This window comes from Neobacillus terrae, from assembly GCF_011393025.1.
GTDB classification, from domain to species: Bacteria; Bacillota; Bacilli; order Bacillales; family Cytobacillaceae; genus Neobacillus_A; species Neobacillus_A terrae.
Genome location: NZ_JAAOEO010000007.1, coordinates 20279 through 36230 on the forward strand (window position 1 = coordinate 20279; position 15952 = coordinate 36230).

At 38.3% G+C, this 15952-nt stretch carries 13 protein-coding genes; all 13 read left to right on the plus strand.

Annotation, left to right across the window (positions count from 1 at the left end; all coding sequences use genetic code 11):
* Nucleotides 1–590: 590 nt before the first annotated feature.
* The 13 genes from G8761_RS11930 to G8761_RS11990 all read left to right on the plus strand — a co-directional run bounded on the left by G8761_RS11930 (nt 591) and on the right by G8761_RS11990 (nt 15807).
* The gene (locus tag G8761_RS11930; RefSeq protein ID WP_166026915.1) at nt 591–1418 is read left to right on the plus strand and encodes a GNAT family N-acetyltransferase; all 828 of its coding nucleotides are present in this window, start codon (nt 591–593) and stop codon (nt 1416–1418) included.
* A complete protein-coding gene (locus G8761_RS11935) occupies nt 1411–2559 on the plus strand; it encodes a M20 peptidase aminoacylase family protein (protein ID WP_166026917.1) in 1149 nt (382 codons plus the stop codon). Before G8761_RS11930 ends, G8761_RS11935 begins: the two co-directional genes overlap by 8 nt.
* A 219-nt stretch (nt 2560–2778) precedes the next feature.
* Nucleotides 2779–3630 (plus strand): MurR/RpiR family transcriptional regulator, encoded by an 852-nt coding sequence (locus G8761_RS11940; protein ID WP_166026919.1) that lies wholly within the window; start codon nt 2779–2781, stop codon nt 3628–3630.
* A 56-nt stretch (nt 3631–3686) separates the two neighbouring features.
* Nucleotides 3687–4814 carry an o-succinylbenzoate synthase gene (gene menC, locus G8761_RS11945; RefSeq protein WP_166027259.1) on the plus strand — a complete coding sequence of 376 codons (1128 nt, stop codon included), beginning with the start codon at nt 3687–3689 and terminating at the stop codon, nt 4812–4814.
* A gap of 103 nt (nt 4815–4917) precedes the next feature.
* Complete coding sequence (locus G8761_RS11950) at nt 4918–6363, plus strand: serine hydrolase domain-containing protein (RefSeq protein ID WP_166026921.1); 1446 nt, start codon at nt 4918–4920, stop codon at nt 6361–6363.
* Nucleotides 6364–6513: 150 nt separating this feature from the next.
* The gene (locus tag G8761_RS11955) at nt 6514–8175 is read left to right on the plus strand and encodes an ABC transporter substrate-binding protein (RefSeq protein ID WP_166026923.1); all 1662 of its coding nucleotides are present in this window, start codon (nt 6514–6516) and stop codon (nt 8173–8175) included.
* A complete protein-coding gene (nikB, locus tag G8761_RS11960; RefSeq protein ID WP_166026925.1) occupies nt 8175–9110 on the plus strand; it encodes a nickel ABC transporter permease in 936 nt (311 codons plus the stop codon). Before G8761_RS11955 ends, nikB begins: the two co-directional genes overlap by 1 nt.
* A gap of 36 nt (nt 9111–9146) precedes the next feature.
* Nucleotides 9147–10019, plus strand: a complete 873-nt coding sequence (locus G8761_RS11965) for an ABC transporter permease (RefSeq protein ID WP_166027261.1) — start codon at nt 9147–9149, stop codon at nt 10017–10019.
* Between the two features lie 28 nt (nt 10020–10047).
* The gene (locus tag G8761_RS11970) at nt 10048–11031 is read left to right on the plus strand and encodes an ABC transporter ATP-binding protein (RefSeq protein ID WP_166026927.1); all 984 of its coding nucleotides are present in this window, start codon (nt 10048–10050) and stop codon (nt 11029–11031) included.
* On the plus strand, nt 11028–11990 hold the full coding sequence (locus tag G8761_RS11975; protein ID WP_166026929.1) for an ABC transporter ATP-binding protein: 963 nt from the start codon (nt 11028–11030) through the stop codon (nt 11988–11990). The genes G8761_RS11970 and G8761_RS11975 overlap by 4 nt, the downstream gene beginning before the upstream one ends.
* Nucleotides 11991–12083: 93 nt before the next feature.
* Nucleotides 12084–13250 (plus strand): dipeptidase, encoded by a 1167-nt coding sequence (locus G8761_RS11980; RefSeq protein WP_166026931.1) that lies wholly within the window; start codon nt 12084–12086, stop codon nt 13248–13250.
* A 137-nt stretch (nt 13251–13387) separates the two neighbouring features.
* Entirely contained in the window at nt 13388–14290 is a 903-nt protein-coding gene (locus G8761_RS11985) for a serine hydrolase (protein WP_166026933.1), read from the plus strand.
* A gap of 44 nt (nt 14291–14334) precedes the next feature.
* A complete protein-coding gene (locus G8761_RS11990; RefSeq protein ID WP_166026935.1) occupies nt 14335–15807 on the plus strand; it encodes a M81 family metallopeptidase in 1473 nt (490 codons plus the stop codon).
* Nucleotides 15808–15952 lie beyond the last annotated feature (145 nt).

Sequence of the window (15952 nt, forward strand, 5' to 3'; positions counted from 1 at the left end):
AAGTCCCTAAAATAGTAAAGAAGCTGGCGAAAACGGTATGTTTCGCCAGCTTTTTTTATAATATCAGAATTTATATCTGAACATTGAAAACTGCCTGGCTCCAGCGCTTGTAAGGGCTGACCACTAAGGGAAGCTTCTGAGAGAATAGGCTTCGCAGGAACAAGCGGTTTTTGCTTGTTCCGAGGGAGCTTGCGCTTTTCTTACGTTTGATTCAAGTAAAGTGGAGAGGTGAAGAGGCGGTTCCACGCCACTTTCAGTAAGATTTCGTCAAAATAACAAGGAAGCTGACAAGTTAACTGTTTTATTTATAATTTCAGGTCGAAAACTATTGTTTGAATTTTAAGAAAATAAACACGATTGTTATTGATAATCATTTGCTGGATAGTTTATAATGTGAAAAAGCAAATACTTCAAAAATTAAAAAATGAAGGGAAGGCTTTTTATTGAAATTAATTACTGCCTCTTTTCATTATCAGAGATAATTTCATCCCCTGCAAAAGCTCATCATAACGAATGGTAAGATGCACAGGCAAACCACTTACACTTGTTTAATAATAGAAATTTTTTATAAGAGTGAGGAGGTAAGATAGATGAATCGGACAGATTCAATCACGTATCGGGAGATTAAAAATTTAGAGGACATTCATGAAGTCGTCTTGCTCCAATCAGATATTTGGAGTGATGAGGTTGTATCACCATTACCCCAGTTAGTAGCCTCCATCCATCATGGCGGAATTATTATTGGAGCCTATGTTGAAGATAGATTAGTAGGTTTCTGCTTCGGTTTTGCCGGGTTTAAGAATGGTGAGTCTTATTTAGTCTCTCATATGGCAGGTGTGCGCCCGGAATATCAAAATTGTGGAGTCGGATTTCAATTAAAGATAAAGCAAAGAGAATGGGCAATCGCCTATGGCTATCAAAAGATTGTATGGACGTATGATCCTTTAGAAGTGAGGAATGGTTTTTTTAATTTATGTAAATTAGGAGCTTATTCCCGAACCTACCTTTCCTCGTATTATGGTGAAATGGAAGATAAATTGAATAAAGGGCTTCCTTCTGATCGGTTATTAATCGAGTGGGATATTTGTTCAATACGTGTGGAAAAGGCCCTGCATGGTGAGCTGCCTTATCAATCAGATTATGAAATTCTGCTTCAACCCGATGGGGAGTATCCATCTCAAGTTGAGAAGAAATTCAATACGAAACAAAAAGGATATCTTGTTTCTGTACCCACGGACATTCAAAGGTTAAAACAAACAAATTTTGATGCCGCAAAGTTCTGGAGATTTGCGCTAAGGAGTTTGTTAAATGACGCCCTATTAAAAGGATATGTTATTACTGGAGTCAAAAAAAACACAGATTCTATGATTCATTATTACATCCTTGAAAATAAACGGTTGGAGGAAATTCATGAATAAGGAAATAAACAAGTGGGTGATACAGAATGAGGAATTCATTAAGTCTACCTATCATCATTTACATACAAATGCGGAAGTGAGCTGGGAGGAAGTAGAAACAACTAAGTTCATATGTTCTCAGCTAGAGAGTTTAGGAATTCCGTACCAAACATTTGATCATCATACTGGTGTGATTGGATATTGGGGAAATCAAGAGGAAGGTCCAACAATCGGGATAAGAGCGGATATGGATGCATTATTTCAGCTTGTTGATGGGGAATGGAAGGCGAATCATTCATGCGGACATGACGCCCACATGACCATGGTTCTACATTCCATTACCTGTCTTAAGGAAGTAGGTTTTAATCCCAAAGGGTTAATTAAGGTCATTTTTCAGCCTGCTGAAGAATCAGGTAAAGGAGCACAGGCTCTTATAGAAACAGGGATTATAAAAGACATCGATTACCTACTTGGCATCCATGTAAGACCTATTCAAGAAATGGAATTCGGATTAGCTTCACCGGGTATTTATCATGGTGCTACTACTCTGTTAAGAGGAGAAATAAAAGGTGTGCAGGCTCATGGTTCTAGACCTAATCTTGGGATCAATGTGATTGATTCGATTGGATCTGTTATTCAAGCCGTAAATGCTGTCAAAATCGACCCGACCGTGTCAGCATCTGTAAAGGTGACAATGGTAAAAGGGGGAGGAGATAACTTTAATATCATCCCGGATTACGCGGAATTCGGAATTGATGTTCGCGCTGAGCGGAATGAAATCATGGCTGACCTGTTAAAAAGACTCGAACATGCAGTTTTATCGGCTGGTTCCATGAACCATGCGGAAGTTAGTCTAACACCACTCGCTTCCATGGTCGCGGCAGAAGCAAGTATTGAATTCGAAGAGATTGTAAAAGAGGCTATTATTGATGTCCTTGGTGAGGAAGCATTAGTTCCGCCACCTGTGACTCCCGGCGGGGAAGATTTTCATTTTTATAAAACCATGTATCCGGATATACAGGCAACGATGGTTGGCCTTGGGACTGGATTAACACCTGGACTGCACCATCCAAACATGAGCTTTAACCTGGATTCTCTTCTTAACGGAACGAAAATCCTCAGCATGGCGATCGTTAAAGTTGTTGGGGATAAGGATAGATAAAATGGCATTTCAATCCAAAGCGGGTGAGATGGAGGGGTGAGTAATATTTCTGTTGCTGAAATTTTCGCGTTAAATGGTGACCGCCAATACTGACTTTATGACTAAGAAATCGTGTTAACAATTTTCAGAAAGCATATGTTAATTTTTAAGAAAAGAAGTATATACTTTAATATTAATAAAAAAAAGGAAAACCTTCAAATTGAGAATTAGGAGCAAAATATGGTAGATACACTGAAAAAAGAAGTACAGGAAAAATATAATGATTTTTCAAAAGGGTTAAAAAAAGTATCCAAACTCTTTTTAACTAACCATGAAGAGTTTGCGTTAAACTCTGCTGAGCAGGTTGGAAGTCAGATTAAGGTTAGTGAGACAACTGTAATCCGATTCTGTCATGCACTTGGATATAGTGGGTTTAGTAGTCTTCAAAAGGATGTCCAGGATTATTTACTAAATAAACATAGCAGCTTATTTGAATACCATTCTATGAAATATGAAATGGACAACGATCAAGATTTTTTTAAGAAAATCATGCAAAAGGATGCAGAAGTGATAAGCAAGACAGCTGAAAGATTAAGTCAAGAAGATTTCGAAATGGCGGTAAATCAACTAGCCATAGCGGATCGTGTTCTTGTATCAGGCGTCCGATCCTCCCACGCGATGGCTCATTGGTTTACTTTCACACTTGATCTAATTCGAGGAAATGTCAGATTGTTTCGTCCAGACATTGATGACTTAATTTTGAGAATAAGGGAAATGGACAAGAATTGTGTATTTGTGGCTTTTTCCTTTCACCGTTATGCGGTTGAAACGATCAATATGGCAAAAGAAGCGAAGCGGCTTGGCGCATTTGTCATTGGTATCACCGATTCGGAGGTTGCACCGATTCGAGATTATGCAGATGTATTATTTACTGTTCAGCTTCCAAAAAAATCAACCATTGATGTAGCTGCAGCTGTTTTTTCATTGATAAATGCCTTAATTGCTGGAGTATCTGTAAAAAACTCTGAACAGTTCAAACAACGAATGGAATCATATGAACAATTTCATTTTAATAATTTTTTCGTGGAGTAAGTCTGAAATCATAAAAAAAAGTAGGTAAAGGAGGAAAAAATGTGACAAGTAATTCTATTTCCATACGGGAAGTCACACTTCACCGAATGGTCATGACGTTGAAAAATCCGTTTGCCACCAGCTTTGGCACATTTAAAGAAAAAGAATTTTATGTTATCGAGATGGAGGATGATACAGGTTGTATTGGGTTCGGAGAATCGGTTGCCTTTTCAAGCCCTTGGTATAGTGAGGAAACGGTTGAAACGAACAAACATATGATGGAAAAATTTTTAATCCCTTTATTACTACAAGATCCCATCCAACATCCTAACGAAGTATCGGAAAGATTTAAATCAATCAGAAGAAACAATATGGCGAAATCTGCCCTAGAAGGTGCTGTTTGGGATTTATATGCAAAAAGAAATAACAGTCCCCTTTATCAGGTTCTCGGTGGGAATAAACAGCAAATTGATGTAGGAATTAGTATTGGCATCCAGCCATCTGCGAAAGATCTTCTTCATGTTGTCGAAGGTTTTGTAATAGAAGGGTATAAGCGAATGAAAATAAAAATAAAGCCTGGTTCTGATTATCAAATGTTAAAAGAAGTAAGAAAACATTTTCCAGATACCTTGCTTATGGCAGATGCTAATTCTGCTTATACCCTACAGGACATTGAAACACTCAAAAAACTTGATGAATTAGGATTAATGATGATCGAACAGCCTCTTGAACATGATGACATTATTGATCATGCCAAATTACAATCGCAACTAACTACCCCCATTTGTTTAGATGAAAGCATCCATTCATTGGAAGATGCTAGAAAAGCGATTGAATTGGGCAGTTGTAAAATAATTAATATTAAGATTGGTAGAGTAGGAGGTATTACAGAATCAAAGAAAATACATGATTATTGTGCTGAACAAGGGATTTCTGTTTGGTGTGGCGGTATGTTAGAAGCGGGAATCGGCCGGGCACATAACATCGCCTTAACAACATTACCTCAGTTTAATTTACCTGGTGATACAGCGGCTTCTTCAAGATATTGGGAAAAAGACATTATTGATCCTGAAGTAAGCGTCTATAATGGGGTTATTCATGTTCCGAATAAACCCGGGATTGGATATGAGGTAGACAGGAAGGTAATGGAATCATTAAGGGTTGAGAAATTAGTATTTTCCCAAACCAATCCAGTTAGTCAATAACTAATCTATTAGTGCTAAAAATAGTAGTACATGTGGTTATTAATTGTACTTAGGTACAATTTCATTATTAAATTTCAGAAAAATCAGAAAAGAGGAGTTATGGATGGTACAAAAAACAATCACGCGTGAGTTTGAGCAGTATTGCAATGAAATTGTGGAAAAATATGAGATTCCTGGTTTTTCTATTGGTTTAGCGAAAGAAGGGGAATTATTTTATGAAGGCAGTTTTGGATATCGGGATGTAGAAAAACAGCTTCCGTTATCCTCTGACACTGTTTTTGGAATTGGATCGGTAACGAAGTCTTTTACTTGTATTGCCATTCTTCAGCTCCAGGAGGCGGGAAGGCTTTCCGTACACGATCCTGTTGTTAAATATTTACCAGAGTTTAAGACGCCAAATGATGAATATACGAAACAAATAACGATCCATCACTTTATGACACATTCTGCAGGATTACCTCCTTTACCAACCTTATTTAGTGCGTTAAGAAAGAGCATTGAAAATGATCCAAAGTTTGAAGATCAAAAGAATAATAGTGAACTTGAAAATGCAAATGCTGCGCAAGAAACACCTATACCTACACCAGTTGATACATATGAAGAGTTACTGGAAACCCTTGCAAAACAGGAATATACACTGCTTGGAGCTCCGGGGACTGAGTTTAGTTATTCCAACGATTGCTACGCCCTTTTAGGTGCAATTATTGAAAGATTAACGGGAATGTCGTACGAGCGATACACGAAGGAATACATTCTTGATCCGGCCGGCATGAATAATAGCGTTTTTCATCTTGAAGAACTAAATAACCATGATGATATTTCTTCCCTTTATAATTCACGGAAGAAGGATGATGAAACGATCATTTTTGTATCCAATAATCCATGGGATGCACCAGCAATGCGTGCAGCGGGATTCCTAAAATCAACTGTTAACGATATGCTCAAATATACGGAAATCTTTAGAAATCAAGGGAAAGTTGGAAATGAGCAAATCTTATCTCCAGAAAGTGTTGAATTAATGACAACTCCATACATTCAGTGTGAGGTTGGACGTTTTTATGGATATGGACTTATGATTACACCGGATTATTTTGGCTACAAGCTTATAGAACACGGTGGTTCCATTAAAGGGGTTGCGGCACAAATGAACATCATTCCTGAGTTAGGGCTGACCGGTGTTTCTTTGGCCAATTTAGCGGGTGTACCATCTACTAAACTATTATATAATGCAATTGCAGATTATTTAGGTAAATCAGTTCATGCTTCTCATCTATCGTATAGGGAAATCGAACGATCAGAAGAGGAGTTAAAGCAATATGAGGGCGTATTTGCGTCAGGGGAAGGTGCGAAATATAAATTATTTTTTGAAAATGGAAATCTCTATCTTAGTGGCGAAGGAATAGATCCAACAGCAATCATCCCATTTGATGATGATTCATTTATTGTCAACTTTAGAGAATCACAAATGTCGCTGCGTTTTGTAAGAGACAAAGAACAAAAAATTATCCGCGCGGCTTTTGGATTTCGACAAACACCAAAAATGGAATAGGGGATCATCAAGTTTCAAAAGACGGTAAAGCATGCACCTTGAATAACTGCATTATCACAGTGTTATTGCCTTTTTTATAACATTGGGAATATGTTGGGGCAAAAATAAAACAATTAATTTAATAGTAAAACGATATTTGGAGGTAATCAAATGACGAATAGCAGATGTACCAAGTTTTTTGCATTACTTATGGTTTTATTAATGGCTATGTTTGTAAGTGTAGGGTGCAGTTCTGAAAAAGAGTCGTCAGGAGAAGCGAAAAAAACTGATAACACTTCCAATTCAGACAATACTTCGGGTAATACACCACAAAAGGGTGGAACCCTTACCATTGGTTATGCTGAAGAACCAGATTCTCTGGATGTGCAAAAAACCGGTATGATGATTGGTTCCATTGTTGGATCTAATTTTGGAGGATCACTCATTTCCATGCATCCTAAAACGAAGGAATTTGTGCCGAATTTAGCGGAAAGCTTCGATATTTCTGATGATGGATTAACGTTAACGTTTAAAATTCGCCCAAACATTACCTTCAGTGATGGTACACCATTGACAGCCAAAAATTATAAAGAGACGTTCGACAGAGCCCTGGACCCTGCTACGGGTGCAACAATCATACCAGGTCAATTTAAACAGGTAAAGGAAATACTTGCACCTGATGATTCGACGTTAATTATTAAGCTGAACGAGCCTTCCGCGCCGTTTTTAGTAAATCTGTCAGACCCAGGGTATATGCAGCCTCTTTCATTAGCAGCGATAAAAAAGGAAGGGGATAATTATGGAAGAAATCCTGTAGGTGTTGGACCATTCAAATTTAAAGAGTGGAAGACAGGGCAATCAATCACATTAGAAAGAAATAATGACTTTAAATGGCCAGCCCCATTCTTTAAAAATCAAGGAAGTGCTTATCCTGATCAATTGGTTTACAAATTTATTAAAGACTACCAAACAATGATTGCAGCCCTGGATAGTGGCTCCATAGATGTAGCATATGGTATTGCTGGAAAAGACGTAGATAGATATGAAAACAATAATAAATATCAAGTTTTTGAAATGGATCGCCAAGGAATTGGCCTTTTCCTGGAAATGAATACAGAAAATGAAGCACTAAAGGATAAAATTGTTCGTCAAGCAGTGAATACGGCCATTAATAAAGAAGCCATTGTTCAAGCCGTGTTAAATGGCAAAGGAAGAGTTGCTCATGGTCCCATCCCGGCATCGTTCTTTGGATATGATCCTGATGTTGAAAAATATGATTACAAGTACAACATCGATAAAGCTATTAAGCTATTGGAATCTGATGGATGGAGTAAAAATGATAAAGGGATAATGGAAAAGGATGGTAAGGAGCTTAGTTTTAATTTGATGATTTTAGACCGTTGGAATCAGCCTTCACAAATGGTTCAGGCGATGTTAAAGGACATTGGCATTAGTATCAAAATTCAAGCCCTAGAGGCAGGTGCGTTAATTGAGAAGGCTGCATCAGGGGATTTTGATATGACCTTTATGGGATACTTCGGAGTCGATCCTGATTCTCTATATACTTTCCTGCATTCCAGCCAAATCAATGTGATGAATCATTCTAGAGTAAATAATCCTGAGCTTGACAGTTTACTTGATAAGGGCAGAAAAACGATTGACTTGGAAGAGAGAAAGAAAGTATATTTTGAAGCTCAGAAGCTAATTGTAGATGAAGCTTATTGGGTTCCTATTTATTCGGAGAAGCAATATCATGTTGCCAATAAAAGAGTGCATGGTATCACACAAGCGTTTAATGGACTATTATTCCAAGATAGCTGGGTGAGCAAGTAATGGGTCAGTTCATTTTAAATAGAATTTTGTCAGGAATTATCGTAATATTCGGAATATCAGTCTTTTCATTTCTGTTAATCCATTTTATTCCCGGTGACCCTGTGAAAATTATGCTTGGTCAAAATGCTACTCCAGAGGCAATTAAACAGCTAAATGAAAACTTGGGGCTTGATAAGCCCCTCCTTGTACAATATACAACCTACATCACGAACGTACTGCAAGGAGATTTTGGTACTTCTTTAAAAACAGGGAGACCGGTTATAACGGAGATACTCGACCGTTTCCCGGAAACCGTCAAGCTTGCAGCAGCAGGGATATTCATAGCAATCGTAATAGGAATCACTTTAGGTATCATTGCCGCCCGATTTAAAAGTTCCTTTATTGATTCAGGTGTAATGATGCTGGCTACATTGGGAGTTTCGATTCCAAGTTTTTGGTTGGCCATTTTATTAATAATGGTATTCTCTGTAAAGTTCACCTGGTTTCCGATTGCGGAAGGAACGGGGTTAAGGGACCTGGTACTACCTGCCGTTACGATAGGTGTACTTGCTTCAACCATGATCAGCAGATTAACTCGCAATGGAATGGTCGAAACACTCTCAAATGACTTTATACGTACAGCAAGGGCAAAGGGGCTTGAAGAAAGAATCATTTTATTCCGCCATGCCCTAAGAAATGTACTTATTCCAGTGGTCACCCTCATTGGATTACAAATGGCAGCACTGTTGGGCGGGACTGTAATAATCGAACAAGTATTTAACTGGCCTGGTTTAGGAACGCTTGCCATCGGTGCGATTAGCTCGAGGGATTTTCCTCTTATTCAAGGGACAGTCCTGTTTATGGGGGTTGTTTATGTAATGATTAATATACTGATAGATGTTATTTATGGCATCATTGATCCACGTATCGATTTAAGCGCAAAGGAGGCAAGGTAAGTGGCAAACATTAGCAAAACACTTGAATCTTTGGAAATGCAAACCACCCTTGTTAAAAAACAACCTTCGTCCTTAAAACTAAATTTCTTAAAGGAAATCGGAAGTAATAAAAGAGCTCGATATAGTTTATTTTTTTTACTGCTGGTTATTCTAATCGGCGTTTTCGCTCCACTTTTAGCACCCCATGATCCCGAGAAACCATATTATGAAGCACTCTTGCATGGCCCAAGCAAAGAGCATTTGTTGGGAACAGATTCAATCGGAAGAGATTTACTATCACGTTTATTATATGGAATAAGAGCCACCTTAACGGCTGCTTCTATTGCAGTAGCCATTACATTTACAATAGGCACCTTTATAGGATTAATAAGTGCTTACATTGGTGGAATTATCGATAATATTTTGATGAGAATTATGGATGTGCTTCTTGCTCTTCCAACGATTGTGTTAGCCTTGGCGATTGTAGCAATATTAGGACCAAGTCTGGCAAATGCCATGATCGCTGTGGGCTTTGCATCGATTCCTGGCTTTGCAAGGATTACGAGGGGGGCCGCACTAACCATTAAATCTTCCGGATTTGTGGAGGCAAGCCGATCAATTGGCAGTTCACACTCCTGGATTCTTCTAAGACAATTTCTTCCGAATATTGGCGGTGTATTGCTTGTTTATACGACGTTATTTATTGGTGTAGCCATATTGGATACAGCAGCATTAAGCTTTATTGGTCTCGGCGCACAACCTCCTACTCCGGAATGGGGAACCATGCTGGCAGAAGGAAAAAATTATATCTATCAAGCTTGGTGGCTGGCAACATTTCCTGGCCTTGCGATCACATCAGTTGTCTTTTCGGTAAATTTTCTCGGAGATGCACTAAGGGATATGTTTGATCCGAAATCGATGGGGCGATGATAAAGTTTCGAACTAGGGGTGCAAAAAGATGGAATATTTATTAGAGGTAAAAGGGCTCACCACTCAATTTAACAGTAAAAAAGGACCACTTACTGTTGTGGATCATGTTGATTTCAATGTAAAAAAAGGAGAAGTAATGGGTATTGTAGGTGAGTCTGGCTGCGGTAAAAGTGTTACTTCTCTTTCCATTCTACAGCTATTAGATAAAGCAGGAGAAATTAAAGACGGGCAAATTCTCTTTAAAAATATCAATTTATTAAAAAAGAAAGAGAAAGAAATGAGGATCATAAGAGGTAAAGAAATATCCATGATCTTCCAAGATCCGATGTCTTCTTTAAATCCAGTCTTAACTATTGGCAGACAAATTGCAGAAATCATGGAAAAACATGAAAAGCTGCCAAAACCAATGGTTAAGAAAAAGGTGATAAGTCTATTGAATACTGTCGGAATTCCTCGTGCTTCCGAAATATATGAAGAGTATCCACACCGATTATCAGGAGGAATGAAGCAAAGGGTGATGATTGCAATGGCAATTGCATGCAACCCTTCTCTGTTAATCGCGGATGAGCCCACTACTGCGCTGGATGTAACGATTCAGGCTCAAATTTTAGAACTATTAAGATCGTTAAAGGATGAGTTGGGAATGTCCATTCTGCTTATTACTCATGACCTTGGAGTGGTAGCGGAGATGTGTGATCGAATTGTTGTTATGTATGCCGGGCAAGTAGTGGAAACAGCTGATACAAGAACCCTTCTTAGACATCCAAAGCATCCATATACAAATGGGCTTATTCAATCACAACCGCATCAATCAAAAGGAGAAAGGCGATTAAAGTCCATACCTGGCCAAGTACCGACACCTGACAAATTTGGAGCTGGATGCCGTTTTGCTGAACGGTGTGAAAACGTAATGGAGATTTGTTCAAGTGCATCTCCACCGCTCGTATCGATTGATGGTCAGTCATCCTGCAGATGCTGGTTATACAGCGATAAGGAGGAAATGACGATATGACATCAAAACTGTTAGAAGTAAAGGGTCTTCATAAGAGTTTTCCATTGAAAAACAGCTTGTTTCAACAGAAAAGATTTGTCCATGCAGTAAATGGGGTTACCTTAGAATTAAATGAGGGAGAAACCATTGGGATTGTTGGTGAGTCAGGGTGCGGCAAATCAACGACAGGCAGATGTATTCTACGGTTGATTGAACCTACCAGCGGTGAAATTATTTTTCAGGGAAAAGATATTACGAAAATAAGGAAACAAGAAATGAAAAGGTTCAGGCGTGATATTCAAATGGTTTTCCAAAACCCAATGGATTCAATGAATCCAAAACTTACGGTAGCAGAAATCATAACAGAACCGTTGATTGCACATAGCATTCCAAAAGAACATCGCTATCGCATACTAAAGGAGACCATGGAATTAGTCGGTCTTTCTGAAAGCCAGCTAAATCGATATCCTCATGAGTTTTCAGGTGGACAAAGACAACGAATTGGCATTGCAAGAGCTATTACACTTAGACCCAAAATTGTAATACTGGATGAACCTGTATCGGCACTAGATGTATCGGTTCAATCTCAAATCTTAAATCTATTACAGGATCTGCAGGAAGAACTTGGTTTATCTTATATTTTTATTTCCCATGATCTAGGGGTAGTGGAGCACATCGCGCATAAAGTAGGTGTCATGTATTTAGGAGAGTTAGTAGAATTTGCAGATAAGGACCAATTGTTTACGGAGCCACTCCATCCATATACAAAAGCATTAATATCGGCAATACCAAAATCTGATCCAGATGAAGTGAAGGAAAGAATTATTTTACAAGGTGAGCTGCCTTCACCAGCGAACCCACCAGCTGGCTGCAAGTTTCACCCAAGATGTGCCCATGCAAATGAAACCTGTATGTCGCTTAATCCTATATTAACAGATGTAAATGGCAGAAAAGTAGCTTGTCATTTATATCAGGAATAGGAACAAACAGGGTGAAAAAGGAGCCGTTTAATTCGGAATATATTTTTTAAAAATATATTTAAAAAATTATAAGTGGACAGGGAGATGAACGTATTGAGCATTCATTTATTCGACTTTCATTTATCTCAAGAGCAAGAAGCAAGAGCGAAACGTTTGCATGAGGAAAGCATCGTCATTGATATGCTTTACCAGGGACCAATGTCACCTCTTAATTTCACAGATGAAGTAACCGAAGAATTGAAGAGGAGATGTGAAAAATATATCAATGATCCAAATGATTATGTTTTTCGCATCATGAATGAAGCAGCTAACATGGCAGCCCAGGGGTATTTGCCTGAGTTTAGGGACCTTTGGCTGCAATCTGGAATAACGGCAGGAAATCGGCAGATTACAGGCGGAAAAGATAGTCGTGGCATGGAAGATTCGATACAGTGGCTAGCCGCGGCTCAGCAGCAATTTGATTCCTTTGACTGGCTTGTAAAAGCAACAAAAGGGGAACATATTCGTCATGCAAAAAGAGAGGGAAAAGTAGCGGGAATGGTAACAACTCAAGATACAGTATGGCTTGGAACCGATTTAGAAAACCTGGAAAACATGTATAAATTCGGACTTCGAGTGATTCAATTAACTTATAATCAGCACAATCATGTCGGAGCAGGATGTACAGAGCGAAATGATGCCGGTATCTCTAACTTCGGCGTGAAATTTATTAAGAAAATGAATGAATTAGGAATTCTAGTTGATACAGGTCATACGGGAAGACAGTCCACTTTGGATGCCTGTGAAATTTCAGATGCTCCTGTAATAGCTTCCCATACCGCATGTAAAGCAGTAAGCGGCCACGCAAGAGGTAAGGATGATTACACCCTTGAAGCGATTGCAAAAACAGGTGGAGTAATCGGAGTGGTGACCGTACCTCAATTTCTCAATCAGGAAAAAGAAAGACCAGATATGGATGATTTCTTAGATCATGTCGATCATTTAGTTAAACTCGTTGGAATAGAACATGTTGGGATTGGAACAGACTGGCCAATGAATATGCCATTATTTATCCAGGAAATGATTGCAACAAAAATAGCTCCAACCATCGGTTTCCGAGCACAAGATAAATTACCAACAAGCGACTCCCTTCTTGGATTTGAACAATACATTGAAGCCATTAACATTACGAGAGGCTTAGTGAGCAGAGGGTACAAAGATAAGCAAATTAAACTTATCCTCGGAGAGAATTGGATGAGGGTAATCGAGCAGGTATGGTAGTAAACTTAATAAACCACTAATAGAAAACAAACTTCTCTGGGAAAGGAACTCCTTTTTACGTTTGCAAAATGCCTAAGCTTAAAAGGCTTAGGCTTTTTTAGGTCAAATTCGATTTTAATAGAAAGGAAGATTGGAAAATGAGTTTACAAGCCCAATTAGAGGACATTGTAAAGGATGCGAACGGTACATTTGGTGTTTATGTGAAGCACTTGGAAACAGGAGAAACAGCGTCAATTTATGAGAATCGCTTATTTCAAGCTGCTAGTACCTTCAAGGTGCCTATTCTTTCTGCCCTTTATAGAGAGGCAAAGAAAGGGACAGTAAATTTAGATGAAAGAGTCAAGCTAACCGAAAAAGACTTTGTTCCTGGTTCTGGCATATTTCAAAGATTAACACCGGGAGTAGAAGTGACCATTAAGGACTTAGCGATGATGATGATTATCGTAAGTGATAATGCTGGAACAGATAAAATATTGGAAATCATCGGTAAAGAAACCGTTGATCAGTTTATGAAAGAATTAGGATTAACAAATATTCATACTCCGCTTACATGCTGGGAGCTCCTTTGCTTATGCGTGGATTTAGAACCAAGACCCTATTCACCTGAATTTTTAGCTGATCTTAATCATCGTCTGGAAAATGGGAAGTTTAATACTGATTCCATCGTGTTCCAAGAAAGTATTCATAATAATGTAAGCTCACCAAAGGATATGGCAAAGCTATTGGAATTGATTGTCACAAAGCAACTAATTTCAGAAAAAGCATGTGATGAGATGTTTGATATATTATCCAAACAGCAGCATCGAAATCGTATCCCTTATTTGCTGCCGGGCAACACCGTTGTTGCACACAAGACGGGTACGGTTGGAAGCGTAATTAATGATGTCGGAATTGTTAAACTTCCTTATCAAATGGGAACCTATGTTATTACGGTATTTTCTACTGGAAATTCATCAGAAGCAGAGGGGGCCAATATCATCAATAAATTATCAAAAGCTGCGTATGATTACTTTTTATCAAAAATAGCAGTAGGAAAGTAGAAAAATCATTAACAAAGCGTAAATCTAAAAGAGGGGTGTAAAAGTTGAAAATTATTATCGGTGGTATTGCTCATGAAACAAATACTTTTTCAAATGTTAAAACGGATGAAGAGTCTTTCCGGCTTTGGGGCTGGGAGTTAGGAGAAGAAATTGTTGCCCAAAATCGTAAAGTTAGAAATTTCATTGGTGGAATGATTGATAGAGCAGAAGAATTGAAGATTGATATCATTCCAACCTTTTCAACGTTTGCATATCCTGCTGGAATTATAACAGCAGCTACATATGCATCCCTTATAAATGAATTAATTAGTCAGATCAATAAAGCAGAAGGGTATGATGCAATTGTATTATCTCTTCATGGTGCTGGCGTTTCAGAGTGCTCTGAGGATTTGGAAGGATCTATTTTAAAAGAGGTTCGATCCGTTGTAGGATATGACATACCTATTATTATCACACTTGATTTACATGCAAATATGACAAAAACAATGGTTGAAGAAGCGACATTAATTCTAGGGAATCATCTATATCCTCACACCGATAGCTATGAGATTGGTAGAGAAGCTGTAGAGTATGCACAGAAAATCGTTGAGGATGGTCTTCAACCTACTATGCATCTCACAACCCTACCAATGATTATTCCTACATCGACTACAAATCTTTCTCCTGCAAACGATGTCAATCATCTTTGTTATAACTGGGAAAGTGATGATCATGTTATAGATTGTACTTTCTATCACGCTTTTCCGTATACGAACATTTCTGAACTTGGTGTTGCTGTCCTTGCCACTACGATTAATGATCCGAATCTAGCCAAACAGGCAGCTGATGAAGTTGCTGCCTATGTATGGGAACAAAGAGATAACTTCCTAATCAAGCATCCTTCTCCAAAAGAAGGAATTGCCCTTGCCATACAACATGAAGGCCTGCCGGTTGTCATCAATGAAACTTCTGATAATCCAGGCGGTGGAACTCCTGGTGATGGAACCTATTTATTAAAAGCTCTTCTAGATGAACAAGCAGAGAAATCTTGCTTTGGTTTCATTTATGACCCTGAAGTTGTAGATCTTGCTTTCAAAGCTGGTGTAGGTTCATGGATTGTGGTAGAACTAGGAGGCAAAACCGATGAGTTACATGGGGATTCTATTCCGCTAACTGCATATATAAAGAGTTTAACAGATGGAAAATTTGTTCAATCATCACCTATGGGCAGAGGAGCTCACGTGAACCTTGGCCGTTCGGTCCGTCTTCAATGTAATAATGTTGATATTATTGTATGTTCGGTGAAAGCACAAACCCTGGATGAACAAATCTTCCTGTTACATGGTATTGATGTCGCAACGTATAAAATTGTTGGATTAAAATCAAGTCAACACTTTAGAGCAGGCTTTGAACCGATAAGTTCAAAAATCATTACGGTTGATTCACCTGGATTAACAACCCTAGATTTTACATCCTTTGATTATACAAATTTAAATACTGAAGTTTATCCCTTACAACAAGTAAAAGCATCAAGCTAAATTCTCCTAAATTTATTATGTAAACCTAAGATTTTAGAACTTTCCTAACAGAAAAATAAAAAGAGTACTTAGCATTTGGCAAAGAATTCTTTATTTTATGTTACTAATCCTCCCATCATCGATTTTTTATTAATTTATATTCAAG